19 protein-coding genes are annotated in these 23,003 nt (G+C 59.7%); 8 read left to right on the top strand and 11 right to left on the bottom strand.

Annotated elements, in window-relative coordinates; genetic code table 11:
* The 5 genes from yjfF to J1W56_RS24050 form a co-directional block, all read right to left on the bottom strand.
* The gene (gene yjfF, locus J1W56_RS24030; protein ID WP_223615809.1) at positions 1-978 is read right to left on the bottom strand and encodes a galactofuranose ABC transporter, permease protein YjfF; all 978 of its coding nucleotides are present in this window, start codon (positions 976-978) and stop codon (positions 1-3) included.
* Positions 975-1,991 (bottom strand): ABC transporter permease, encoded by a 1,017-nt coding sequence (locus J1W56_RS24035; RefSeq protein WP_223615810.1) that lies wholly within the window; start codon positions 1,989-1,991, stop codon positions 975-977. Before J1W56_RS24035 ends, yjfF begins: the two co-directional genes overlap by 4 nt.
* On the bottom strand, positions 1,988-3,505 hold the full coding sequence (ytfR, locus tag J1W56_RS24040; protein ID WP_223615811.1) for a galactofuranose ABC transporter, ATP-binding protein YtfR: 1,518 nt from the start codon (positions 3,503-3,505) through the stop codon (positions 1,988-1,990). Before ytfR ends, J1W56_RS24035 begins: the two co-directional genes overlap by 4 nt.
* Before the next feature lie 76 nt (positions 3,506-3,581).
* Positions 3,582-4,538 (bottom strand): galactofuranose ABC transporter, galactofuranose-binding protein YtfQ, encoded by a 957-nt coding sequence (ytfQ, locus tag J1W56_RS24045; protein ID WP_223615812.1) that lies wholly within the window; start codon positions 4,536-4,538, stop codon positions 3,582-3,584.
* 247 nt (positions 4,539-4,785) lie between these two features.
* A complete protein-coding gene (locus J1W56_RS24050; protein ID WP_223615813.1) occupies positions 4,786-6,066 on the bottom strand; it encodes an O-antigen ligase family protein in 1,281 nt (426 codons plus the stop codon).
* Positions 6,067-6,467: 401 nt separating this feature from the next.
* On the opposite strand from J1W56_RS24050, the gene J1W56_RS24055 reads away from it, so the two are divergent.
* Positions 6,468-6,659, top strand: a complete 192-nt coding sequence (locus J1W56_RS24055; protein ID WP_223615814.1) for a hypothetical protein — start codon at positions 6,468-6,470, stop codon at positions 6,657-6,659.
* 21 nt (positions 6,660-6,680) lie between these two features.
* Here J1W56_RS24055 and cysE read toward each other — a convergent pair whose 3' ends face one another.
* The 5 genes from cysE to J1W56_RS24080 form a co-directional block, all read right to left on the bottom strand.
* Entirely contained in the window at positions 6,681-7,490 is an 810-nt protein-coding gene (gene cysE, locus J1W56_RS24060; protein ID WP_223615815.1) for a serine O-acetyltransferase, read from the bottom strand.
* Positions 7,491-7,502: 12 nt separating this feature from the next.
* Positions 7,503-8,834, bottom strand: a complete 1,332-nt coding sequence (locus J1W56_RS24065; RefSeq protein WP_223615816.1) for an NAD(P)/FAD-dependent oxidoreductase — start codon at positions 8,832-8,834, stop codon at positions 7,503-7,505.
* 247 nt (positions 8,835-9,081) lie between these two features.
* Positions 9,082-11,376, bottom strand: a complete 2,295-nt coding sequence (locus tag J1W56_RS24070) for a xanthine dehydrogenase family protein molybdopterin-binding subunit (RefSeq protein ID WP_223615817.1) — start codon at positions 11,374-11,376, stop codon at positions 9,082-9,084.
* The gene (locus J1W56_RS24075; protein WP_223615818.1) at positions 11,373-12,356 is read right to left on the bottom strand and encodes an FAD binding domain-containing protein; all 984 of its coding nucleotides are present in this window, start codon (positions 12,354-12,356) and stop codon (positions 11,373-11,375) included. The genes J1W56_RS24070 and J1W56_RS24075 overlap by 4 nt, the downstream gene beginning before the upstream one ends.
* Positions 12,353-12,829 (bottom strand): (2Fe-2S)-binding protein, encoded by a 477-nt coding sequence (locus tag J1W56_RS24080; RefSeq protein ID WP_223615819.1) that lies wholly within the window; start codon positions 12,827-12,829, stop codon positions 12,353-12,355. Before J1W56_RS24080 ends, J1W56_RS24075 begins: the two co-directional genes overlap by 4 nt.
* Positions 12,830-13,041: 212 nt before the next feature.
* On the opposite strand from J1W56_RS24080, the gene J1W56_RS24085 reads away from it, so the two are divergent.
* From J1W56_RS24085 to J1W56_RS24105, 5 genes are all read left to right on the top strand, one after another.
* Positions 13,042-13,674, top strand: coding sequence for a TetR/AcrR family transcriptional regulator (locus tag J1W56_RS24085; protein WP_404928822.1), 633 nt, complete (start codon positions 13,042-13,044; stop codon positions 13,672-13,674).
* Between the two features lie 261 nt (positions 13,675-13,935).
* Complete coding sequence (locus tag J1W56_RS24090) at positions 13,936-15,342, top strand: efflux transporter outer membrane subunit (protein ID WP_223615820.1); 1,407 nt, start codon at positions 13,936-13,938, stop codon at positions 15,340-15,342.
* A 4-nt stretch (positions 15,343-15,346) separates the two neighbouring features.
* Complete coding sequence (locus tag J1W56_RS24095) at positions 15,347-16,480, top strand: ABC transporter permease (protein WP_223615821.1); 1,134 nt, start codon at positions 15,347-15,349, stop codon at positions 16,478-16,480.
* A gap of 5 nt (positions 16,481-16,485) precedes the next feature.
* The gene (locus J1W56_RS24100) at positions 16,486-17,217 is read left to right on the top strand and encodes an ABC transporter ATP-binding protein (RefSeq protein WP_223615822.1); all 732 of its coding nucleotides are present in this window, start codon (positions 16,486-16,488) and stop codon (positions 17,215-17,217) included.
* Entirely contained in the window at positions 17,204-18,124 is a 921-nt protein-coding gene (locus tag J1W56_RS24105) for an HlyD family secretion protein (RefSeq protein ID WP_223615823.1), read from the top strand. The genes J1W56_RS24100 and J1W56_RS24105 overlap by 14 nt, the downstream gene beginning before the upstream one ends.
* A 50-nt stretch (positions 18,125-18,174) precedes the next feature.
* On the opposite strand, the gene J1W56_RS24110 is transcribed toward J1W56_RS24105, so the two are convergent.
* Positions 18,175-19,038, bottom strand: a complete 864-nt coding sequence (locus J1W56_RS24110; protein ID WP_223615871.1) for an AraC family transcriptional regulator — start codon at positions 19,036-19,038, stop codon at positions 18,175-18,177.
* 245 nt (positions 19,039-19,283) lie between these two features.
* On the opposite strand from J1W56_RS24110, the gene melA reads away from it, so the two are divergent.
* The gene (gene melA / locus J1W56_RS24115) at positions 19,284-20,756 is read left to right on the top strand and encodes an alpha-glucosidase/alpha-galactosidase (protein WP_223615824.1); all 1,473 of its coding nucleotides are present in this window, start codon (positions 19,284-19,286) and stop codon (positions 20,754-20,756) included.
* A 77-nt stretch (positions 20,757-20,833) separates the two neighbouring features.
* A complete protein-coding gene (locus tag J1W56_RS24120) occupies positions 20,834-22,909 on the top strand; it encodes an ABC transporter substrate-binding protein (protein WP_223615825.1) in 2,076 nt (691 codons plus the stop codon).
* Positions 22,910-23,003: the final 94 nt, after the last annotated feature.

A 23,003-nucleotide genomic window follows, 5' to 3' on the forward strand; every position in this document is an offset into this window, starting at 1 on the left:
TCACCCCCCACTGGTTGCCGTTGTTCTCTTCAGTGACAGGAACACCAATATGCGCTGCAAGGCAATGAACGAGAAGAGAAGGACACCGACAACGATTTTTGTCCACCAGCTGGACAGGGTTCCATCAAAGACGATGTAAGTCTGGATAATGCCCTGGATGATCACGCCGATGAAGGTACCGGCGATATAACCGACACCCCCGGTCAGCAATGTCCCCCCGATCACCACTGCCGCGATGGTATCGAGTTCGACGCCGACGGCGGCGAGCGAATAACCCGCAGAAGTGTAAAGCGAAAAGACAATTCCGGCGAGCCCCGACAGGAAGCCCGACATCGCATAGATGCCGATCGTGGTCCTGGCAACCGGCACGCCCATCAGCTCGGCCGACGTGCGGTTTCCGCCCACCGCATAGATGTAGGAACCGAACTTGCTGAAATGCGCAACGACGATACCGACCAAAAACACCAGCACCATGAGGCAACCGATGAAGGTCAGCCGTCCGCCGCCTGGCAACCGGTAGAACAGCCCCTGCAATGCCGTATAGAACGGGTGATCGATCGGGATTGAATCCGTTGTCATCACGAAGCACATGCCCCGTGCCAGAAACATGCCAGCCAGCGTGACGATGAAGGACGGCACTTCAAGGTAATGGATGATCGCGCCCATGCTTGCCCCGAAAGCCGTGGTGATCAAAAGCGCAATTGCAAAGGCAATCAGCGGATGAACGCCATAATGCGTGATGAGGACGGCCAGAAGCACCCCGGTAAAGGCAATCACCGATCCCACAGAGAGGTCAATGCCGCCGGAAAGAATGACGAACGTCATGCCGACAGCGGCAATTCCCAGAAAGGCATTGTCCGTCAGCAGATTACCGGCAACACGGGTCGAGAACATCGCCGGAAACTGGAAAACACACGCAGCGTAGGCAATGAGGCAGATGAGCAGTGTGGCACAAAGGGGCAAAAGGCGTGTGTTCATTGTCTCTTTCCCCCCTTCGAGCGGAATTCCCCCTTGAGAAATGCCCAGCCGCCCAGGGATGAAAATGACTGTGCCAGCAGGATGACAATGATGACCAGCGCTTTCAGGATGAGATTGTATTCGGGCGGGAAGCCGGACAGCAATATCCCCGTGTTCATCGCCTGAATGATGACTGCGCCAAGCGCTGACATGAGAATGGAAAAACGGCCGCCAAACAGTGAGGTCCCGCCGACGACAACCGCGAGAATTGCATCCAGTTCCAGCCAGAGACCCGCATTGTTGGCATCGGCACCGCGAATATCCGCGGCAATGATGATCCCGGCCAGTGAAGCGCAAAACCCGCAAAACCCGTAGATGACGAGCAGCAGCAGTTTGCTGTTCAGTCCGGCATAGCTGCTCGCGCTTCGATTGATGCCGATCGATTCGATCAGCAGCCCGATTGCCGTGCGCCTGACCACGGCAATCGCCACGACGAGAAGCGAGACCGCGATCAGGATGGGCATGGGAATGCCGGCAAAAGAGCCTGTTCCGAAGAAGATCAGGCCGGGCTCGGTGAAGGTGACAATCGAACCCTCGGTGATCAGCTGCGCAATGCCGCGGCCGGCCACCATGAGGATCAAGGTCGCCACGATGGGTTGCAGGTCGAAATAGGCGACGAGAATGCCGTTCCACAGGCCGCACGCCAGACCCGTGCCGAGGGCGGCAACAATGACGACAGGCAGGGGATAACCGGCGACGGTCATCGTTGCAGCCAGCGCGCCCGAGACGGCCATGACGGCGCCGACCGAAAGATCGACACCGCGGCTGGCGATGACAGCGGTCATGCCGATTGCCAGGATGATCACCGGGGCACCGCGATTGAGGACATCGATCAGGCTGCCGAACAGCCGGCCGTCCTGTAGGCGTATTTCGAAAAATCCGGGGAATGCCAGATAATTGAGAAACAGTATGAGCATCAGCGAAAGCAGCTGCGGCATGGCTTTCGTCAACGCTGCAGTATTCAGACGGATCATGCAGAGGCCCCTTCAGATTCAGCAGCAATCATCTGCATGATGTTTGATGTCGTGATATCGTCACCGGAAATTTCCCCGCGATGCGCGCGATCCCGCAGGACAATGACACGGGTGCTGTAGGCAACGATTTCCTCGATCTCCGAGGAGATGACAAGCAGTGCCATGCCATCGTCGCAAAGCCGGTTGATCAGCGCGATGATCTCGGCATGCGCGCCCACATCGATACCGCGCGTCGGCTCGTCGAGAATGAGAAACCGGGGATTGGTTGCAAGCCAGCGGGCAAGAATAACCTTCTGCTGGTTGCCGCCGGATAGAAATTTGATCGGCTTCTCAATATCCGTGGTACGGATATCGAGCGCCTTGACGAATTTGTCGGCCAGGCTGATCTGCTCACGGCTCGACAACCGGTTGAACCAGCCTTTCTGGGCCTGCAACGCCAGGCAAATATTCTCGCGCACGGAAAGGTCGCCTATGATTCCGTCGGACTTGCGATCTTCCGGGCACAGACCGAACCCGCAGGCGACAGCGTCCTGCGGTGTGCGGATGAGTACGGGATGTCCGTCTATGCGGATATGCCCCGTGTCCGCGGCGTCGATTCCGAACAGGATTTTGGCGGTCTCCGTGCGGCCGGATCCCAAAAGCCCCGCCATGCCGATCACTTCACCTTCACCGATATCGAGATCGAACGGCGCAATGCTGCGGCTGCGCCCAAGTCCCTTGAAAGAGAACGGTTTGATGGCGGGGACAGGCCGGTCATGGCGCGTATTGTGCGTTGCGACCGCCAAGGCCCGTCCAAGCATCAGGGAAACCAGATCGATCTTTGGAAGTTCCGCAGTCAAAGCGCTGCCGGCCAGCTTTCCGTTGCGCAGGACCGTGACCCGATCACAGATTTCATAGACCTGATCGAGGAAATGCGTAATGAAAACAATACCAAAGCCGCGTGCGCGCAACTGGCGGAGTATGGCGAACAGGATCTCGGTCTCATGGCGATCAAGACTGGCGGTCGGCTCGTCAAGGACAAGAACGCGCCCCGACATATCGACAGCGCGGGCGATTGCCACGAGTTGCTGCACAGCAACGGAGTAACGGGACAAATCGGACGAAACATCCAGATGCAGGTCATATTGCGCCAGCAATTCCAGCGCCTGTTTTTCCATCAGCTTGCGGTTGACAAAGCCGAACCGCATTGGCTGGCGCCCGATGAAGAGATTGTCGGCAACGGACATATTGGGCAGCAGATTCACTTCCTGGTAAACCGTACCGATACCGAGATGTTGAGCATGCTGCGTATCGCGCATGGCCACCGGTTGCCCGTCGATTTTGATCACGCCGGCATCCGGCTGGTGGACACCAGTCAGCACTTTGATCAGCGTTGATTTCCCCGCGCCATTTTCGCCGAGAAGCGCATGGATTTCCCCCGGCCTGACGGTGAAATCAACGCCATCCAACGCTTTGAAACCAACAAATGATTTGGAAATACCCTCTACCGCAAGAAGACCGGGTTTGTCCGTCATTGCGCCGTCTCCCCATCAGCGGATTTCCGATCAGTGACCAGCCGCCCGAACGGGACGGCTGGCACGGTGGTCCTGATCAGTATCCCAGGCCCTTCTTTTCCTCGTAGACCTTCTTCGGGTCATCGGCCTGTGTGTAGAGCTTCGATTCCGTCTGTATCCACTTTGGCGGGGCTTTTCCGCTGTCCTTGAACGCCTTCAAGGCATCAAAGGCTGGTCCCGCCATGTTCGGGGTCAGCTCAACCGTTGCGTTCGCTTCCCCTTCGGACATCGCCTTGAAAATATCAGGCACCGCATCGACAGACACGACGAGAATGTCCTTGCCCGGCTTCAACCCGGCTTCCTTGATTGCCTGGATCGCACCAACGGCCATATCGTCATTGTGCGCATAGAGAGCGCAGATATTCTTGCCGCCGTTCTCCGCCTTGAGAAAGCCTTCCATGACTTCCTTGCCCTTGGAGCGGGTAAAGTCGCCAGTCTGGCTGCGGGTAATCTTGATATTGGTGGCCGAGGCGATTCCGTCCTCGAAACCTTTCTTGCGGTTGATGGCAGGACTTGAACCAACCGTTCCCTGCAATTCGACAACCTTGCAGTCCTTGCCGGCCACCGCTTTGACGAGCCATTCGCCGGCAACCTTGCCTTCATGGACGGTATCGGACGTAACCGCAGTCAAATAGAGACCGTCATTGGCTGTTTCGATGGTGCGGTCCAAAAGAATGACCGGGATCTTGGCTTCCTTGGCTTCGGCAAGAACCGTGTCCCACCCTGTCGCCACGACCGGGGCGATGAAGATGGCGTCGACACCTTGCGCAATGAAGCCGCGGATCGCCTTGATCTGGTTTTCCTGCTTCTGCTGGGCATCGGCAATTTTGAGATCGACGCCGCGTTTCTTGGCTTCAATCTTCGACACGGATGTTTCAGCCGCACGCCAGCCCGACTCCGAGCCGATCTGTGAAAAACCGACTGTCAAATCAGCTGCGTGCGCAGCACCAGCGCACAACATGGCAACCGTGCTAGCAAGCAGAATTCTCTTCATGGAAATCATGACGTCTCCTCCCGAAATTGGTCAAATTTGCAAGATCCTCCCAGACCTCCGGCGTATTACTATAATATAGTAATACAAATAACAAGACGGTTTTGAGTCACGACAAAGCGCCCGGTTGCGGGCAGCAGCCGAGGGAAATCTGTCACGGAAAGATAGCGAGAATGCCAAGTACCGAAGCGCGTGCGGGGCGCGTCAGCCCGACGGATTGTCATGAAACTTCATCGGCTATCGGGATGGTTTACGTGGGCTGCGCCGACAAGGCACCCGTTGCCACCCTTGGCACGGCACTCTCGATCATGTCCGACTTGGCCTGAAAACGCAGGCCAAAGACGGCAATGAGCAGCGCGAACCAGACCGGATTGCGATTCTGGAAGAAAAGAGTGTCCGTACAGCTCGCAAAAATCACGTAGAGCCAAATACGGGAGAAAAGGCGCGTCAGATGCGGGTTTCCTCCCTGTTCTTCTGCCCGCTCGATATAAATGATCGGCAGAATCAACAGCCAGACGAAGATGAGTATGAGGCCGGGAATTCCAGCTGAAACGAGCGTATCAACATAGCCATTGTGGGCGGTTCCCGCGTTCAACGCTCCGCTTTCGATCTGGCCGCCGCCATAAATCAGTTCAGGAGACCCCCAGAACACGTCAAAGCCGTATCCGGTGATCGGCTGCCGCGCCACCGCATTGATCGCAAGCCGCCAAATATCGGTGCGTGTCGTGAATGTCGGGTCTATTCCGACCGAGGCCAGCAGCTCGCGCACCGGCTCGAGAAAAGCCGCGCCAACCGTGACGAAGTTGATGGCGATAATTCCGCCCAGGACGATGAGGAAACGCAGCGATCGCAAACGCTCGAACAGGGCTGCGAGAACAAGTGTGGCCGGCAGAGCTGCCGAGGAGGTTTTACCACCGGTCCTGAACAGGAAGTATGTTGACAGGACGACAATGACAACGGCCCTCAGGCGCAGATGGGATGACCATGCGTACAGGCCAAAGAAGACCGATATGACCATCACACCCGCAGTGATGTTCTTGTGCGAGAACTGACCGCGCCAATCGCCTGCCAGTTCCCGTTCGGCAAAATCGCCGATATTGTGAATCGCATATTGCGGCCAGACCATGACGCCCCAATAAGCGAACCCCAGCATCACCAGGGTGGCCAAACTCAGAAGTGCCGCAAAATGCCGCTCCGATTTTGGCAAGAGCAGGAATATGCTCGCGTTCATGCAAACCAGTGCGCCAAGAATGGCCCTTTTCACGGCAACGTCCGGGTGAAGCGACAGGATCGAAACGAAGATATACCAGATGAAAATTGCCGAAAGCAGAGCGGCTGGCTGCAGGATCATTCGCCGGAGGGGGTGTCGCAAACCGAAGAAGAGCAGCATGGCGGAGAGGAGCAGCATCACCGCCTGATAGAGCGCGTCGGAACGCGGATCGGCGGGATTGATGACAGCGCTCAAATCGGGAAATGGAGTCGTGGTAATCCAGAATAGAAAGAATATCCCCAGAAACACAAAGGTGCGCATCAGGGTCTGGCTGACCCGAATGGTGTTTTGCCCTGTATCGTCATGCCCGCCCCCAAGTGCGGATGTTGATTTTCACCGGCAATCGACCGGTGTTTTTCCTTGGAACCATCCGCCTCCCGACTATGTTTCAGATTGCGCAATGGGGTCAAGTGCAATGAATAGGCATATTGCAATGTCGTTGTTCAAAAATGACGGAAGCGATCAACCGCCATCTCTATGGTGATCCAAGCACCGATTTGACCTGTCCGAACGCAACGCGATTGTGGCGGTAATAATTTTCAATTCTTGCGCGACTTGAAGAAACCCATGTCCAGACACCCCGGCTGAAAAGGATTTCAATGGGAATCGTGATGCATGAACACGGCGACAACAAACCGATGCGTATCGAAGACATTCAAACAATGGCTCCATTGTCCGAATTCGAAATTCGCGAACTGTTCCGGAAAATGTTGAAACTCACCGAAGATGCCCGCGGTGCGACGCCCACCGGCCGTCACGAGCTGGATGTCGTGCAAAATGTCCTGAAATTCTCGATGGCGCGGCTGAAAGAAACTGACAAGCGCGGAATAGCCAACGACAATCCGACGGGATAGGCTGATCGTCTCCCGCAGGGTTCAGAGCCCGACATCGTAAAGAATTTGGTTCATCGAACGGGCGGGCTCCCTTTCCTGCACGCCGCCGATGACCTTGGCGGGAACACCTGCCACCGTTTTCCTGTTTTCGACGGATTTCAGGACAACCGAACCGGCGCCGATCTTGGAATTGACGCCGATCTCGATATTGCCAAGAACGGTCGCACTGGCGCCGATGAGAACGCCATGGCGCACCTTGGGATGCCGGTCTCCCGTGTCCTTCCCCGTACCGCCCAGAGTCACGCCCTGCAGAATGGAAACATTGTCTTCGATCACGGCCGTCTCGCCGACGACGATGCCGGTGGCATGATCAAAGAACACGCCCTTTCCCATGCGCACGGCGGGATGAATATCGACCTGCAGAACACGTGACGATCGCGATTGCAGGAAAGCAGCCATATCCTCCCGGCCGGTATTCCACAAATGATGGGCAAACCGGTGGACCTGGATCGCGTGAAACCCCTTGAGATAGAGCAGCACATGCAATGCGCTCCTCGTGGCAGGATCGCGCTCAAGGACAGCGCTGACATCCGCCTCCATTCCGGACAGCACCGCCCGGTTCTGTTTCAGCACGTCGCTGAACAGACCCCATAGTTTTTCGCTTGTCACGACCGGGCTGGCGAGAACATCCGCCAGTTGCTGGCAAAGCGCATCCTCAGGATTGTCGAAGCGCAATACCGCATGCTGCAGAAACGCGGAAAGCGTCGGTTCGCGCTCGCTCACCGCCGCCGCCTCTGTCAGAATACGCGACCATAGTGCGCGCTTTTTTGAAACTGCCGTTGCATTGGTCATTGTGCACCACACTCAAAATCCGGTGATCGGCGTTATCTTGGACCCGTCACTGAAACGGGAAAACCGGAAAGCCGCCGCGTCCACCACCGGCGCGCGCCCGGTCACGATATCGGCCATCAAACGCCCGGCAGCCGGTCCTATGCCGAACCCATGGCCGGAAAAGCCCGTGGCGATATGAAAGCCCGGGATTTCGTCGACGGCCGAAATGACAGGTATAGCATCAGGCGTGGCGTCGATATAGCCGGCCCAGCGCTGGGCAATCTCCGCCTGATTGAACACGGGAAATGCCGCTTTGAGGCTGTCGAAAAAGCGGTTCGACAGATCGAGCGATGGCTTGGGATCAAGGACCCGGTGATACTCGAACGGGCTCGCCTCATCCATTTTCCATTTGGCCGGCATGCGCGCCTCGTCAAAGAAACGGCCGCCCAAGCGAAAGGACAGGGAATTCCATTCCAGTTTCAGTGCCGGCAGGAACTGCCGCGCATAGCGGAATGATTTCGGCACGATATCGACAATGTTCTCGTGGCCGGAGGCAATGGTGTATCCCCCGTCCTGACGCTTGCGGATGGCAAAATCCTTGGACCAGAGCGCCGTTTCCGGGCCTCCCTGCAACGGCTTGGTGCGGATGACGGTGTTCAGCACCTTGAGTTGCGGCAGGTCGATGCCATAGAGGCCGCAAAACAGATTGGACCACGCGCCGCCGGCGAGCACGACCGCACTGCATCCGATTGTCCCCCGTTCCGTAACAACACCGGATATCTTGCCGCCGGTTGTTTCGATGCCCCGCACCGCGCATTCCGTGAAGATGGATGCGCCTTTGTCGCGCGCCGCTTCAGCGATGGCGGGCGCCGCCTTCTGCGGTTCAGCCCGCCCATCAACGGGAGTATACAGGGCACCTTTCAGGGGCAGATGTCCGCCCGGCAGAAGATCGTCTAGCTCCTTGCCGCTGATCATGCGGCTCTCCAGCTGATAACCCTCCAGATTCTGCAGCCAGCGCTCGTTTTCCTCGTAGGATTTGTCATCCGGCGCGGTGAACAGAATGCCCGCACGCGTATACCCGGTATCGCGGCCGAGCCGCTGATCAAAACCGGACCACAGGCGCAACGCCTCCGCCATCAGCGGCACTTCGCGCGGGTCACGGCGCGATATACGCACCCATCCCCAATTGCGGCTGGATTGTTCCTGGCCGATGCCGCCCTTTTCACACAGCGCCACCTTAAGGCCCCGTTCGGCCAGTTCGAGCGCCGTGGAGGCTCCTATGATACCGCCACCGACAACGACTACATCCACCTTTTCCGGAAGGTCTTCGTCACCATGAACGCGCACAACATAAGGGCCAGGCATTGAACAGGTTTCCTCTCACCAACAATCGATCATACAGGTCTACCAGCGTTGCAACGCCGTGGCGGATGCTTTCCAGCCATGCCATTACGCCGCCGCTGCTGCAAGGTAGAGAAGATCGGTTTCGAGAGGAGGCATTGTTTTGCCAATGACCGCCTATCTCCGCAGGAATATGCTCAAACGAGCGTGTTTCGCGCCATGCCTGCGCGAAACACATATCGTCAGATGGCTTCCTGTCTGCGGGCAGGCCTTACAGGAGCTTATCGAGAGTGATCGGCAGGTCCCGGATGCGTTTTCCCGTGGCATGAAAAACCGCGTTCGCTATGGCCGGAGCCACGCCAACGATCGGCAATTCTCCAACCGCCTTGCCGCCGAGCACGGAAGCATGATGATCGGGGATACCCACGGAGATCACCTGCAGATCCGGGATATCCGCATTGGTCGCCACGAGATAATCGCCGAGATTGTTGTTGATCACGCGGGCGTAGCGCGGATCGACGATCCCTTCCTCCAGCAGTGCCTGGCCGATGCCCATGATGATGCCGCCCCGCCATTGGCTTTCCGCCAGCTTGGGATTGTACAGGCGGCCTGAATCAAGCGCCGAGACCATGCGCGAGACACGCACGGTGCCGAAATCCGCATCAACCCGCACCTCGACAAAATGCGCGCACCAGCTGTGCAGGGAATAGCCGCCTTCCGTTGGCGGCTTCATCGCCATCATGGTGGTGAAGTTGTTGTAGCGGTCCTGCGTGTTCTTCTTGTCTTCCGGCAGGGTATCGCGCAACGCCTCGACCCTTTCCTGCCCGATGACACGCATGAAATCGGCGATGGAAATATTGGGCTTTTCACTCCGCGGCGTCGAAATCACGCCATCGGCAATGGTCAGGGTATTGGTCTGCTGATCGAGAAAAGGCGAACTCGGATGATTGAGCGCAAGACCGATCAGTTCATCGCGTGCCGCGTGGGCTGCCTTGTGGACAGCGCCCGTCATCAGGTTGGCAAGTTGCGAGCCGCCGGCAACCGGTGCCCGGGGCAAGGCGGAGTCTCCGAGTTTCACGCGAACCCGGTCAACCGGAATGCCCAGAACCTCAGCGGCGGTCTGGGCAAGGATCGTATAGGTTCCCTGCCCCATGTCGATGCTGCTGCTCGCGACCTCCGCCGTGCCATCGGCAAGAATGCGGACCAGCGCCTCACCGGGTGTGCGCCGCACCGGATAGGTCCCTGCCGCGACACCCCAGCCGATCAGTTGGTTGCCTTCGCGCATCGAACGCGGTGCCGGCGAGCGCTTTGACCAGCCGAAGGCTTCCGCACCTGCGGCGAAAGCCTCCCGCAGCCGGCGGGTCGACCAGGGAATTTTCGCCTCCGGATCTTCCTCGGCATAGTTCAGCAGGCGGATCTGCAGGGGATCGATGCCCACTTCATAGGCAAGCTCATCGATCGCCGATTCAATGCCGAACGCGCTGGGGTTTTCTCCCGGCGCCCGCAGGGCACCCGGGGTGACCGTGTTGAGCGGAATGACATTCTGCCGCGAGCTGAAATTGGGCACCGCATACATAATCGCGGTGACAGAACCGAGCGGCTCGACCGCAACGCCAAGCATCGATGTCTCGTTGACGCCATGCTGCACGATGGAAAGGAGTTTGCCCTCCCTGGTTGCCCCAAGAGCCAATGTCTGACGGGTGGCGGGACGGCCGCCATAGGCGGTGAAGGTTTGCGGACGTGTGACCACAAGCTTCACCGGTTTGCCAAGCATCCGCGCAGCGATCGCGGCAACGGCGCCATGCGGCAGCGACAGCGCTTTCGAGCCGAAGCCGCCGCCGATATAGGGCGAGATCATGCGGACATTCTCGAACGGTATGTCGAACCATTCGGCGTAAGAACGGGCCATGCCGTCGATCCATTGGCTTGGCTCCCATAGCGTGAGGCTGTCCCCCTCCCACTGCGCGATGATGCCGTGCGGTTCGATGGCAACATTGTATTCGCGCGGCGTCCGGTATTCCTGTTCGATCCGCACCGGAGCCTCGGCCAATGCCTTCTCGGCATCGCCCCGGGACATCGTCATGCGCTCGATCGGCACCCCGTCCCCGGCCCTGGGGTCGTCGAGGCCGTAAACATGCTCCTTTTCCTCATAGGTGACCCTGATGAGGGCGGCGGCAGCCGTGGCCTGCTCCAGGGTTTCGGCCACAACGGCAGCGATGTGCTGGCCATTGAAGCTCACAATCCTCGGCAGCGCCAGAAACGGACCTTCCGGGCCGGGCGTACCGGCCCACGTCGTCGCTGACTTCAGCGGCATGATATTGTCGGGCGTCAACACCAGGAGCACGCCCGGCGATGCTTCCGCAGCCTTGGCATCGACGGATGTTACGATACCGGCTGCAATCGTGCTCTGCACCGTTACGGCATGGACCAGCCCCTCGATCTGATGTTCGACCGCATAGGTCGCACCGCCGGTGATTTTGGCGGGGCCATCGAGCCTTGACAGGCGTCCGCCGAGATTGCCGTCGGATGCATCGCCATGCTTGGCCTTTGGATTGATGAAAGTCATGCCAGACCTCCCAGTTGCAGGACAGCGCGCGTGATCACACGCGGGGCGAGATCGATCTTGTAGTGGTTCGCGCCATGATCAGCCGCGCCTTGCATGGAAAGGAGACTGGCCTGACGGACCAGCTCCGGTTCCAGCACCTTGCCGATCAATGCCGCCTCCACCGCGCGGGCCCGCCACGGCTTCGTTGCAACGCCCCCAAGGGCTATGCGCACATCGCGAACCGTCCTTCCGTCGGCATCCAGTTCCAGCCCGACAGCGGCGCTGGCGGCAGCAAACTCATAGGACTGCCGGTCGCGGACCTTGAGGTAAGTGGAGCGCCGGGCGGCGGCTGATAGCGGTATTGTTACGGAGGTGATGATTTCGCCGCGCTCCATGGCGTGTTCGCGATCCGGATGATTGCCGGGCAGCAGGAAGAAGTCATCGATCGGTATCTCGCGGCTTCCCAGATGCACAACCGCATCAAAGGCAACCAGCGCGACAGCCAGATCGCCCGGATAGGTGGCAATGCAGGCGTCGCTCGTTCCCATAACCGCGTGATTGCGGGTCACGCCGCCAAGGGCAGTGCACCCGGAGCCGGGACTGCGCTTGTTGCAGGCGGGAAATACGGCCGCATCACGGAAATAGGGACAGCGCGTGCGCTGCAGCAGGTTGCCGCCAATGGTCGCCATGTTGCGGATTTGCGCGGAGGCTGCCAGCGCCAGCGATTGCGTGACGGCCGGAAAGGCGTCCAGCATTGCGGGATGATCGGCCACCGCACTCATGCGGGCAAGCGATCCGATCGATGCCCTGGTCCTGTCGACCTCTATGCGGTCAAGGCCAGTGAGATGCGTGATATCGACGACGGTTTCCGGTTCGGCAACCCCGCATTTGGCAAGATCAAGCAATGTGGTGCCGCCGGCCAGGATCATGCTCCCGGCAAGCGCTGCGGCCGTGCGCGCCTCGTCCGCCGAACCTGCACGCAGATAGGTGAAATTCTTCATGATGCGGCCTCCGCAGCTTCACGGACAGCAGCCACGATATGGGAATAGGCCCCGCACCGGCAGAGGTTGCCCGACATATATTCACGAATCTCGTTGTCAGATCCCGCATGTCCTTCGCGAATGCAGGCAACCGCCGACATGATCTGTCCCGGCGTGCAATAACCGCACTGAAAGGCATCATGCTCGAGAAAGGCTGCCTGGACAGGATGCAATTCGCCATTTTCTGCCGCGATGCCTTCAATCGTGGTGATCGCGCGGCCCTCGGCCTGGGCGGCAAGTGTCAGGCAGGCGAGCACGCGTTTGCCATCGATGTGAACGGTGCAGGCGCCGCACTGTCCCTGATCGCAGCCCTTCTTGGTTCCGGTCAGACCAATATGCTCGCGCAGGGCGTCCAGCAGCGTCACACGCGGCTCGACGGCAAGCTGCTGCTCCCTGCCATTGATGTTCAGCTTCAAGTCGATTGTTCCGGTCATTCTATTGCTCCTGCTGTAGCGGATGCAGATTCAGTCAGCGGCCCGGGATGCGGACACCTGCCGCCTGCCAGAAAGTTCAAAACCAGCCTATGCGTATGAGAGACATGACACCGGCACCGATTCTGCGATAAGAAGGCAAACGGACTCCACTTAAACGGAGGGGCCTCCGCTTATCTTAAGACCTTGTTGCTCGTGGTCAAGCCCCCATGAGCATGGAGCAGATTTTGGTTGTCAAGCCGCCAGAAAATTCCGAGCCAACCCCGTCGGCAGCCAAGGGCATGCGCGCCGACGCACGACGCAACCGGGAAAAACTGCTTGAGGTCGCGGCAGCGGTTTTCTCGGAACGCGGCATTGAAGGCTCCCTCGAAGACATCGCGCGGCGCGCCGGTGTTGGCATCGGTACACTCTACCGTCATTTCCCGACGCGCGAACATCTCGTCGAAGTGGTTTACCGCCGCGAAGTCGAGAGTCTCTGTGCGGCAGCGGGCGAATTGTCCCTGAGCCATGCGCCGGATGTGGCTCTCGAGGAGTGGATGCAGCGGTTTGTCGGCTATATCGCCGCGAAAAGAGGCATGGCAAACAGCCTGCGCATGCTGGTCAACACGAACTCCGAACTTTTTGCCGAGAGTTCCGGCATGGTCTCCGTCGCCCTGCGCAATCTCGTGGAAGCGGCCGCAAATCAGAATCTCATCAGGCGGGACATCGACAGCACCGACCTGCTGCATGCCCTCTTCACCATCTATTCCATTCCAGACGCTCCCGACTGGCATGAGCGTTCCCGCCGTTTGGTGAAACTGCTGATGGATGGTCTGCGGTGGGGTGCCGGGGCGAAACGCGCCCCCTGAAACGGCGGTTTTTCAAGCCTAAATCCGCGTCTGAGCAGCCGCTCCATCATGTTCCCGCAATCCTCGCATGCAACGATGCGCGGACAATTGGATGTGAGAAGCAATGCCTGCAGTTACAACACCGAGCGCGATTGGGAAAAACGTTCGTTCCCGCGGCTTCCACGACCATGGCTGTGCCCGAAATACCGGGTGCCCGGTCCAAGGTCGCGTGCGTGAGATTTGACATTGCCCCTTGCCCCATTGCTCTGTCGCCATGCGTGCGTGAAGACCATCTGCGTCCTTGCCGGTGCGGCGATGCTGACCGCTTGCCAGAATGATGCATCAGGCCTGGCTCTTTCGGCGCCCAGCCTGCCGGCGCGCTATGCGACTGCCGCGAAGATGCCTGCTGGCCGACAGCGGGACCTGCGCGACTGGTGGCAGACTTTCAGCGATCCGGTCCTGAGCGGGCTCGTCGTGCGTTCGCTTGGACAGAACCTCACCATCGTCCAGGCGAAACAGCAGCTTGTCGCCGCACGAACGATGGCGCGGACATCAAGAACGCTTTTCATGCCCACCGCCGACGTATCGGGCACAGCCAATGCCGGAACGGGTTCGACCAAATCGCAGGAACTGCTGCGCCGTCCGGTTCAGCTCAACCTTGAAGTGGGCTGGGAGCTTGGCCTGTTTGGCTTGAGCGAGAACACACAGCGGGCAGCCAAGGCATCCGCCGACATGGTCGCCGAGGACGTCGAAGCGGCACGCATTGCCGTTGCCGCCGAAATTGCCAGCGCTTACGTGCGCCTGCGCGCGCTGCAGGAGCGCGAGGCGATCGCCCGCGCCTCCCTTGCCCTGATCGAGCGCGATGGCAAGCTTGCCGCGGTCAAATACCGTTCCGGCCTCGCCGCCGCATCGGACGCGGAGGAATCCCGGATAAGCCTTGGCGATGCCAAGGCGGAGCAGGCCCGGTTCCAGATGCAGATCGACGTCACCCTGCAGCAGATTGCCACCCTTCTCGGGACCACGCAGATCGACACCTCCCTGCAGCATGCAAAACCTCAACCCGTCGCCCGGCTCGACCCCGTCACAGGCCGTCCGGCGGACCTCCTGCGCGCCCGTCCGGATGTCAGGCGGGCCGAACTTGCAACCGTGCGTGCTGCCGCCGATATCGGCATCGCCCAGGCCGATCTCTACCCAAAACTCCGCCTGAGCGGTATTGTCGGTGTTGGCGGTCCGTCCAACGGTTCGCCGTTCGGCATCTTGGGCGGGCCGTCGGTTCAAATTCCGGTTTTCGATCAGGGACGGCGGCGCGACGTCGTTGCGGCGCGGCAGGCTCAGTTCGACGAAGCTGTTGCGGCCTACCGGCAGACTGTTCTCGTTGCCTATGAGGAAGCATCATCCGCGCTGCGGGCGTGGTCGGCCGTTCATGCCACGACCCGGCAACTGAACGCGAATCTGGCGTCCGCGCAAAAAATGCGGTCTGCAACCACGGTCCTCGAACGGGAAGGCCTGAGCGACGGATCCAAGTCGATTGGCTCGGCGATGCGCGTCCTGGCGCAGCGCAAGCAACTGGCCGAGGCGCAGGAAGCCGAAGCGCTCGCCCTGATCACATTCTACAAGGCCATCGGCGGCGCTTCGCCCCTGACGACCAGCACGCAAGACGCCGCCCCCACCCGGCAACGGAAGGGGTAACCGGATGTCCGTTTCGATAGCACGCAAAACATTGGTCCATGAATGGCGGCGGTTTCTTCCGGCGATTGTAGCGGTGGGTTTTTCCGGCGTTCTCATGATCGTCCAGGGCGCCCTGCTTCTTGGCATCATCGGGTCCAATGCGCTTTACGTTACCCAGTCCAGCGCGCAGTACTGGGTGGGTTTTCCCGGCACGCAAAGCGTGGATCTCGGGCGGCCGATCAGCGCCAGCATCGCAACCAGCCTCTATATGGAACCGAACATTTCCCATGTTGAACGCTTCCTGCTCGGCTCCGGCGACTGGCGCGGCGCGCGCGGCGGCGGCACCAGCATCAATATTGTCGGCATTGACGCGCGCCCTCGCAGCATCGGCCTCTCCACGGTTGTTCCCCCGGCGATGCGCAACCTGCTGCAGCAACCCGGAACAGCGCTGGTGGATGCGACCGACAGGCACAAGCTGGCCGTCGATGTCGGCGATACCGCCGAGGTCAATGGCCGCCGCATTCACATTGTCGGTTTGATCGAGGGCCTGCGAGGGCTAGGCGGCGTAAACGTCGTCACGTCGATAGAAACTGCCCGGACTCTGGACAATGCGCTTGGCGCAACGGACGACGTGACCTATTTCCTTTACACCGTGACAAAGTTCGGGCCGGCGGAAGCCATTCGCGAGCGTTTGAACAATCCAGCGGGAATCCCGCGCTTTCACGTGTGGTCCGCCCCGGAACTGGCGGGAATGTCGATACGGTACTGGCTTCTCGAATCCGGTGCGGGTATCGCCTTCATCTTCGCAACCATCATCGCCATGCTCGTCGGCGCTCTCGTCACCAGCCAGACACTGATGGCCGCCGTGGCCGGATCCATTCCGCAATATGCAACGTTGCGGGCCCTTGGCGTATCATTCAAGGGACTGCGGGCCATCGTCATCGAACAGGCCGCCTGGGTCGGGGTTCTCGGATTGGTTGTCGGCGCCGTCTTCAGCACCGCCGCCGCTCTCATAGCCCGCATCTACAGCGTGCCCTTTGAACTGCGGACAAGCATCGTTCTGGCAGCATCCACCGTTGTGCTCACCGTGGCGTTCGCTGCCGGCCTTTTCGCTCTGCGGCGTCTGCAGCACGCCGATCCAGCAACATTGCTCCGGTGACCGCCATGCAGCCAACGATTTCCGCGACCGGCATCAGCAAGGCATTTGTCGTCAAGCAAATCCGCACGATTGCATTGCAGGACGTATCCATCGATATCTTCCAGGGTGAACTGACCCTGATCATCGGGCCGTCCGGATGCGGCAAGAGCACGTTGCTGGCGACGTTGAGCGGTCTGACCATTCCCGATTCGGGCGCGATCAGAACGCTTGGAACCGATCTTGTGGCGGCAAGCGATGCCGAGCGCGATTCCTTTCGGCTGCATCATTGCGGTTTCGTCTTCCAGGGCTTCAACCTGTTCCCGGCCCTGACCGCCGTCGAACAGGTCCAGGTGCCGTTGGATTATCTCGGCGTTGCCGCCGAAGAGACGGCGGAGCGGGCGGAACGGGCGCTGGAACAGGTTGGTCTCGCCGCCCGGCGCCACCTGCACCCCGCCGAACTGTCCGGCGGCGAAAAGCAGCGGGTGGCCATCGCCCGCGCCATTGTGAAGAAACCCGCCATTCTGTTTGCCGACGAGCCGACCAGCGCGCTCGACAGCGTCAACGGCCAGATCGTCATCGAGATCCTTCACACGATTGCAAGACGAACCCGGGCCACGGTTCTGTGCGTGTCGCATGACCCGCGTCTTATTGCCCATGCGGACCGTGTCCTGCAAATGGAAGATGGCCGCATTCTTCGTGACTGGCGTCCCGCCGCCGGTGCAAAAGCGTCAGGAAATACCAGTCATGACTATGTTTAGCCGCACCTCTCTGCAGTATGCGATCGTTCTGGCAGCGCTGGGCGGTGCCGGTCTGGCGCTCTGGGCCATGTCGAGCGCGACGGAGGCCAATCAGGCGGAAATTGCCCAGGCCAGGCCAGGCATTATTGCGGCGGCGCGCGGTGTCGTGGATGTCGAGGGCGGCCTGCTGCGGCTCTCCACCCAGCGCGACGGGCTGATTCAGGATGTGCCGGTGAAGGAAGGACAGCGGGTCAAAGCCGGCGATATTCTCGCCGCGCTCGACAATCGCCGCGAACTGATCGCTGTTCGCACCGCCGAAGCCGAAGCGCGCCAGACCAAGGGCCAGCTGGACGCATTGCAGACAAAGCTGGGTGCCCAGACCCGTCAGGCGGCACGGCTGCGCCGGGCAGCGGCAGGAAACGCCGTTTCGGCCCAGGCGCTTGACGAAGCCGAGGCGCAATTGTCGGCAACCAAAGCCGAAGTGGTCATCGCCGAAGCCGCCCTGGCGGCAGCGGAAAGCCGTGCGGACAACAGCCGTCTCGAAGTCGAGATGCGGCTTGTCCGCGCCCCCATCGCAGCACGCATCATCCGCCAGTCCGCCCGTGTGGGCGAGGTCGTATCGACGCAAGCCGTTACCCAACTTTTCACGCTTCTGCCCGAGGCCCCGCGTATCGTCCGTGCCGAAATTCAGGAGCAGTTCGTCAAACTGGTCAAACCGGGCATGGATGTCGACATCATCGCGGAAAACGACGACACCGTGTCCATCCAGGGACGCGTCATCAGCATCCAGCATGTGCTCGAACAGCCCAAATCGCGGGATGCGCCCGGTGATCGCGTCGACATCCGCACGGCTGAATGCATCATCAGCATTCAGCCCAAGTCACCGTTCCTTATCGGGCAGCGCGTGATTGTCCGTTTCAAAACCTGACCGGATGATCGCAGTAGGAGGCAGCTTCGGCTCACCGCCCGTCTGCCCCATCAGCTGTCACCCGATCCCGATGCGCGTGTTGAAAGACTGGCATACATGCCCGTGGTGCGGAATTCCGTCGGACTGGCGCCGTAGATGCGGCGGAACACTTTTGAAAAGTAATTGGCATCGTCGAAACCGGTCATGATCGCCACTTCCTTGACCGGAAGGAATGCGGCGTTGGTCAGAAGCTTCGTCGCCCGCTGCATCCGCTTCTGCAGCACGAACTCCGCCGGGGGCAGCCCCTCGCACTCGGCAAAGACCCGGGAGAAATGTGCTCGGCTCAACCCGGATACCCGTGCCAGCTCGTCAACGGGAAGCGGTTTGTCCAGATTGGCGCTGATGTGATCGATGACGGGCTGCATGACGGTCTTCTCGTGCTGATCAACGGGGTGCGAGCCGAACACGCCGTCATAGAGCGCCATGGCGGCCTCATAGGCGATGGCCGAGGCACGGCCGGCGGTCTCCGCGTCCGCGATCAGGCGCAGGCTGCAATCGGCCAGATGCTCTATCGTCTCGCCCGGCAAGCGCAAAACCGGCCCCTGTGCGGCGAGCACCGAGCGGTGAATGCGCAGCGCTTCCTCGCCATTCATGGAAATCCAGAAATACTCCCAGTGATCGCCTTTCTCGAGCCAGTAGCGATGGTTATGCGGCACGAGGACCAGCAGAGTTTCACCCTCGCGCACCTTGTAGTTGCGGTTCTCATAGCGGAGCATGCCCGTTCCGCTGATCGTGTGTTGCAGGACGGTGAAGGGGGTCTGGCCGCGTTTTCGGCCGTCCCAATCATAGATTTCATCGCGCCGCACCTCATAACCGGTGCTGGTCGGCATGGTGTGCAGCGTATGGCGGCCCCGCGGCAGGGAAACCGTCTTCATGGTATGCCCGGTATCGATCAGTTTCTGCAGCACAAAATTACCCTCAAAAGCATAATCCCTCTCTATTCGCTCCCACGAATATACGCATAATGCCAATCAAGAACAGCGGATGAACTGCGGGTAAGGAATAGAACAAGGGGAAAGACAGGAAAATCCTGGTCTTTGCAAAGCCCGGTGTTTTTCCACCGGAGCTACCCTGCCCTGTTGCTTTCACCCGCATTGACGATGGGCAAGGTGAGGTCAGCATGAGCAGTTTCAAAATTGCCATTATCGGCGCGGGCAGCGTGGGTTTCACAAAGAAGCTGTTTACGGACATTCTGTGCGTGCCGGAATTAAGGGACATCGAATTTGCCCTGACCGACATCAGCGAACACAACCTTGGAATGATCAAGTCCATTCTCGACCGCATTGTCGAGGCCAACCATCTGCCAACCCGGGTAACCGCCACAACCGACCGGCGCAAGGCCATCGAGGGTGCCCGCTACATCATTAGCTGCGTGCGGGTCGGCGGGCTCGAAGCCTACGCCGATGACATCCGCATTCCCCTGAAATATGGCATCGATCAATGCGTCGGCGATACGATCTGCGCCGGCGGCATCCTCTACGGACAGCGCAACATCCCCGTCATTCTCGACTTCTGCAAGGACATCCGCGAGGTTGCGGAACCCGGCGCAAAATTCCTCAACTACGCCAACCCGATGGCGATGAATACATGGGCGGCCATTGAATATGGCAAGGTCGACACGGTCGGCCTGTGTCACGGGGTTCAGCATGGGGCGGAGCAGATCGCGGAAGTTCTGGGTGCCCGGTCCAAGGACGAGCTCGACTATATCTGCTCGGGCATCAATCATCAGACCTGGTTTGTCGATATCCGCCTGCGCGGACGCAGGATCGGCAAGGAGGAACTTATTGCCGCATTCGAGGCGCATCCCGTCTTTTCCCGGCAGGAAAAGCTGCGCATCGATGTGCTGAAGCGCTTCGGCGTCTATTCCACCGAAAGCAACGGCCATCTCTCGGAATATCTGCCGTGGTACCGCAAGCGTCCGGATGAAATCGCCAGATGGATCGACATGTCCAACTGGATCCATGGCGAGACCGGCGGCTACCTCCGGCATTCGACCGAAACCAGAAACTGGTTCGAGACCGAATTTCCGCAATTTCTCGAAGCGGCCGCCAAGCCGATCGATCCGGCGCGCCGCTCCAACGAACATGCGAGCCATATTCTGGAAGCGCTGGAAACCGGACGGGTCTACCGCGGCCATTTCAACACCCGCAACGCCGGGATCATCACCAACCTTCCCACCGATGCAATCATTGAATCGCCCGGCTTCGTCGACCGGTTCGGCATCAACATGGTCTCCGGCATCACATTGCCGGAAGCGTGTGCCGCAACCTGCATGGCATCGATCAATGTGCAGCGCATGGCCGTCCACGCCGCCATCAGCGGCGACATCGATCTTCTGAAGCTTGCCGTCCTGCATGATCCGCTGGTCGGCGCCGTGTGCACGCCGGAAGAAGTCTGGCAGATGGTCGATGAGATGATCGTCGCGCAAGCACCCTGGCTGCCGCAATATGCCCATGCGATTGATGCGGCAAAGGAACGCCTGCGCCACAAGACCGTGGCAACGCGTGAATGGAAAGGTTCTGCCAGCCGTTCCGTGCGCTCGATCGAAGAATTGCGGGCAGAGAAAGCATTGATGACGCAGGCCGTGAATTAGCTTTCCAGCGGCTTTTCCCGGCTTGGAGGAGACGGGAAAAGCCATACCGGCTGGATCACAATCGAGAGGGAGAGACGATGAGCCATCTGCGCTATTGGAGTACACTCGCCTTGGGTGTTTCGATGCTGGCCGTTCCGGCAGCGGCATCGGAGCCGACAGTTCCGCCTGAACCGCCATCCTTCAAAGCGCAAGCCAAAATCACCTATGTCCCGCGCGACGCCATCCTCGAATTCAAGACCCTGCCCGCCTATCATGAACCGGATTGGATGACCGAGAAATTCGTCAAGACCGGCAAGCTTCCGCCGGTCCAGGACCGGCTGCCCAAGCAGCCGCTTGTCTACAGGACGGCCAACATGCCCGATGGCATCGGTGTCTACGGCGATACTTTGCGGCACGTCATCGGCGGCCGGCCGGAGGGCTGGAACTACAGCGGCGGCCAGTCGCAGGGTTATGGAGGCATCGACATCGGCCTGTCCGAATGCCTGACACGAACGGCACCGCTGTTCCAGGTCGAGGCGAGCGACGTCGAACCGCTGCCCAACCTCGCCAAGGGGTGGGACTGGTCGCCGGATGGCCACACGCTGACCATGCATCTGATCGAAGGCGCAAAATGGTCCGATGGTGCGCCATTCGATGCCGATGACGTCATGTACTATTGGGAAGACAATGTCCTCGATCCCAATGTTTCACCGCTGAATGGCGCAACACAGGAAACCTTCGGCGTTGGCACAACGCTGAAGAAAGTTGATGCCTATACGGTCCAGTGGACTTTCAAGGATGCGTTCCCGCGCCAGTATCTCTATGCCATGGCCTACGGCACATTCTGCCCTGGCCCGGCGCATATCCTGAAGACGAAACATCCCAAATATGCCGGGACAACCTACGATCAGTACAAGAACGCTTTCCCGCCGGAATATATGAACATGCCGGTCATGGGTGCCTGGGTACCGGTCGAATACCGCCCCGACGACATCATCGTGATGCGCCGCAACCCCTACTACTGGAAAGTCGACGAAGCCGGCAACCAGCTGCCCTATGTCAACGAGATGCACTACAAGCTTTCCACATGGGCCGACCGCGATGTCCAGACCGTTGCAGGGGCCGCCGATTTCTCCAATCTCGAACAGCCGGAAAACTTCGTGGAGTCGCTGAAACGCGCCGCGCAGGACAATGCACCCGCCCGGCTTGCCTTCGGGCCCCGCCTGATCGGCTATAATCTCGACATGAACTTTTCCGCCAATGGCTGGGGCGCACCCGATGCACGCGGTCAGGCCGTGCGCGAACTCAATCGCAACGAGCATTTCCGCAAGGCCGTGACCATGGCCATCGACCGCAAGAAACTCGGCGAAGCCCTTGTCAAAGGACCGTTCACGGCGATCTATCCCGGCGGCCTGTCATCGGCAACGAGCTTCTACGACCGGCAGTCCACGGTCTATTACCCTTTCGACCTGGAGGGAGCGAAGGCTGAACTTGCCAAGGCCGGGCTGAAGGACACCGACGGCAATGGCATCGTCAATTTCCCGCCGGACAAGGCTGGCGGGAAGGACGTCGAGATCACCCTTCTCGTGAACAATGCCTACAGCACTGACAAGAACCTTGCCGAGGGTGTCATCGCGCAGCTGGAAAAACTCGGACTGCGTGTCATCCTCAATGCCCTCGACGGCAACCAGCGGGATGCTGCCAATTACGGCGGCCGCTTTGACTGGATGATCCTACGCAACAGGTCGGAACTCGCCTCCGTCGTGCAGAACACGGAACAGTTGGCGCCTGTCGGGCCACGCACAAGCTGGAACCACCGTGCCCCGGAAAACGGCGCGGTCGACCTGATGCCCTACGAGGAAGAGCTGGTGAAAATCGTCAACGCATTCATCGCGAGCCAGGACAATACCGAGCGGGCAGAACTGATGAAACGCTATCAGAAGGTTTATACGGCCAACGTCAACACGGTCGGGCTGACTGAATTTGCCGGTGCACTGGTCATCAACAAGCGCTTCTCCAACATCCCGTCCGGCGCGCCGATTTTCATGTTCAACTGGGCCGAAGACGCCGTCATCCGTGAACGCATCTTCGTCAAGGCGGACAAGCAGGGCGACTATGAACTGTTTCCGCAGCAATTGCCGGGCAAGCCTGGCGGACCCGGACCGACGAACTGAGCCTCCCAAGGCCTCTGATCCGGCCGGTCGCACCTCGTTGCGACCGGCGGGATGGACTAAAAAACCCAACGGCATGAATGCGTTCACGCCAGTT

The organism is Phyllobacterium calauticae (assembly GCF_019991125.1).
GTDB classification, from domain to species: Bacteria; Pseudomonadota; Alphaproteobacteria; order Rhizobiales; family Rhizobiaceae; genus Phyllobacterium; species Phyllobacterium calauticae.

Excerpts from the sequence above, each read along its gene's own strand:
- yjfF (WP_223615809.1), bottom strand. The coding sequence starts at position 978 with ATGAACACACGCCTTTTGCCCCTTTGTGCCACACTGCTCATCTGCCTC.
- J1W56_RS24035 (WP_223615810.1), bottom strand. The coding sequence starts at position 1,991 with ATGATCCGTCTGAATACTGCAGCGTTGACGAAAGCCATGCCGCAGCTG.
- ytfR (WP_223615811.1), bottom strand. The coding sequence starts at position 3,505 with ATGACGGACAAACCCGGTCTTCTTGCGGTAGAGGGTATTTCCAAATCA.
- ytfQ (WP_223615812.1), bottom strand. The coding sequence starts at position 4,538 with ATGAAGAGAATTCTGCTTGCTAGCACGGTTGCCATGTTGTGCGCTGGT.
- J1W56_RS24050 (WP_223615813.1), bottom strand. The coding sequence starts at position 6,066 with ATGCGCACCTTTGTGTTTCTGGGGATATTCTTTCTATTCTGGATTACC.
- J1W56_RS24055 (WP_223615814.1), top strand. The coding sequence starts at position 6,468 with ATGGCTCCATTGTCCGAATTCGAAATTCGCGAACTGTTCCGGAAAATG.
- cysE (WP_223615815.1), bottom strand. The coding sequence starts at position 7,490 with ATGACCAATGCAACGGCAGTTTCAAAAAAGCGCGCACTATGGTCGCGT.
- J1W56_RS24065 (WP_223615816.1), bottom strand. The coding sequence starts at position 8,834 with ATGCCTGGCCCTTATGTTGTGCGCGTTCATGGTGACGAAGACCTTCCG.
- J1W56_RS24070 (WP_223615817.1), bottom strand. The coding sequence starts at position 11,376 with ATGACTTTCATCAATCCAAAGGCCAAGCATGGCGATGCATCCGACGGC.
- J1W56_RS24075 (WP_223615818.1), bottom strand. The coding sequence starts at position 12,356 with ATGAAGAATTTCACCTATCTGCGTGCAGGTTCGGCGGACGAGGCGCGC.
- J1W56_RS24080 (WP_223615819.1), bottom strand. The coding sequence starts at position 12,829 with ATGACCGGAACAATCGACTTGAAGCTGAACATCAATGGCAGGGAGCAG.
- J1W56_RS24085 (WP_404928822.1), top strand. The coding sequence starts at position 13,042 with ATGGAGCAGATTTTGGTTGTCAAGCCGCCAGAAAATTCCGAGCCAACC.
- J1W56_RS24095 (WP_223615821.1), top strand. The coding sequence starts at position 15,347 with ATGTCCGTTTCGATAGCACGCAAAACATTGGTCCATGAATGGCGGCGG.
- J1W56_RS24100 (WP_223615822.1), top strand. The coding sequence starts at position 16,486 with ATGCAGCCAACGATTTCCGCGACCGGCATCAGCAAGGCATTTGTCGTC.
- J1W56_RS24105 (WP_223615823.1), top strand. The coding sequence starts at position 17,204 with ATGACTATGTTTAGCCGCACCTCTCTGCAGTATGCGATCGTTCTGGCA.
- J1W56_RS24110 (WP_223615871.1), bottom strand. The coding sequence starts at position 19,038 with ATGAAGACGGTTTCCCTGCCGCGGGGCCGCCATACGCTGCACACCATG.
- melA (WP_223615824.1), top strand. The coding sequence starts at position 19,284 with ATGAGCAGTTTCAAAATTGCCATTATCGGCGCGGGCAGCGTGGGTTTC.
- J1W56_RS24120 (WP_223615825.1), top strand. The coding sequence starts at position 20,834 with ATGAGCCATCTGCGCTATTGGAGTACACTCGCCTTGGGTGTTTCGATG.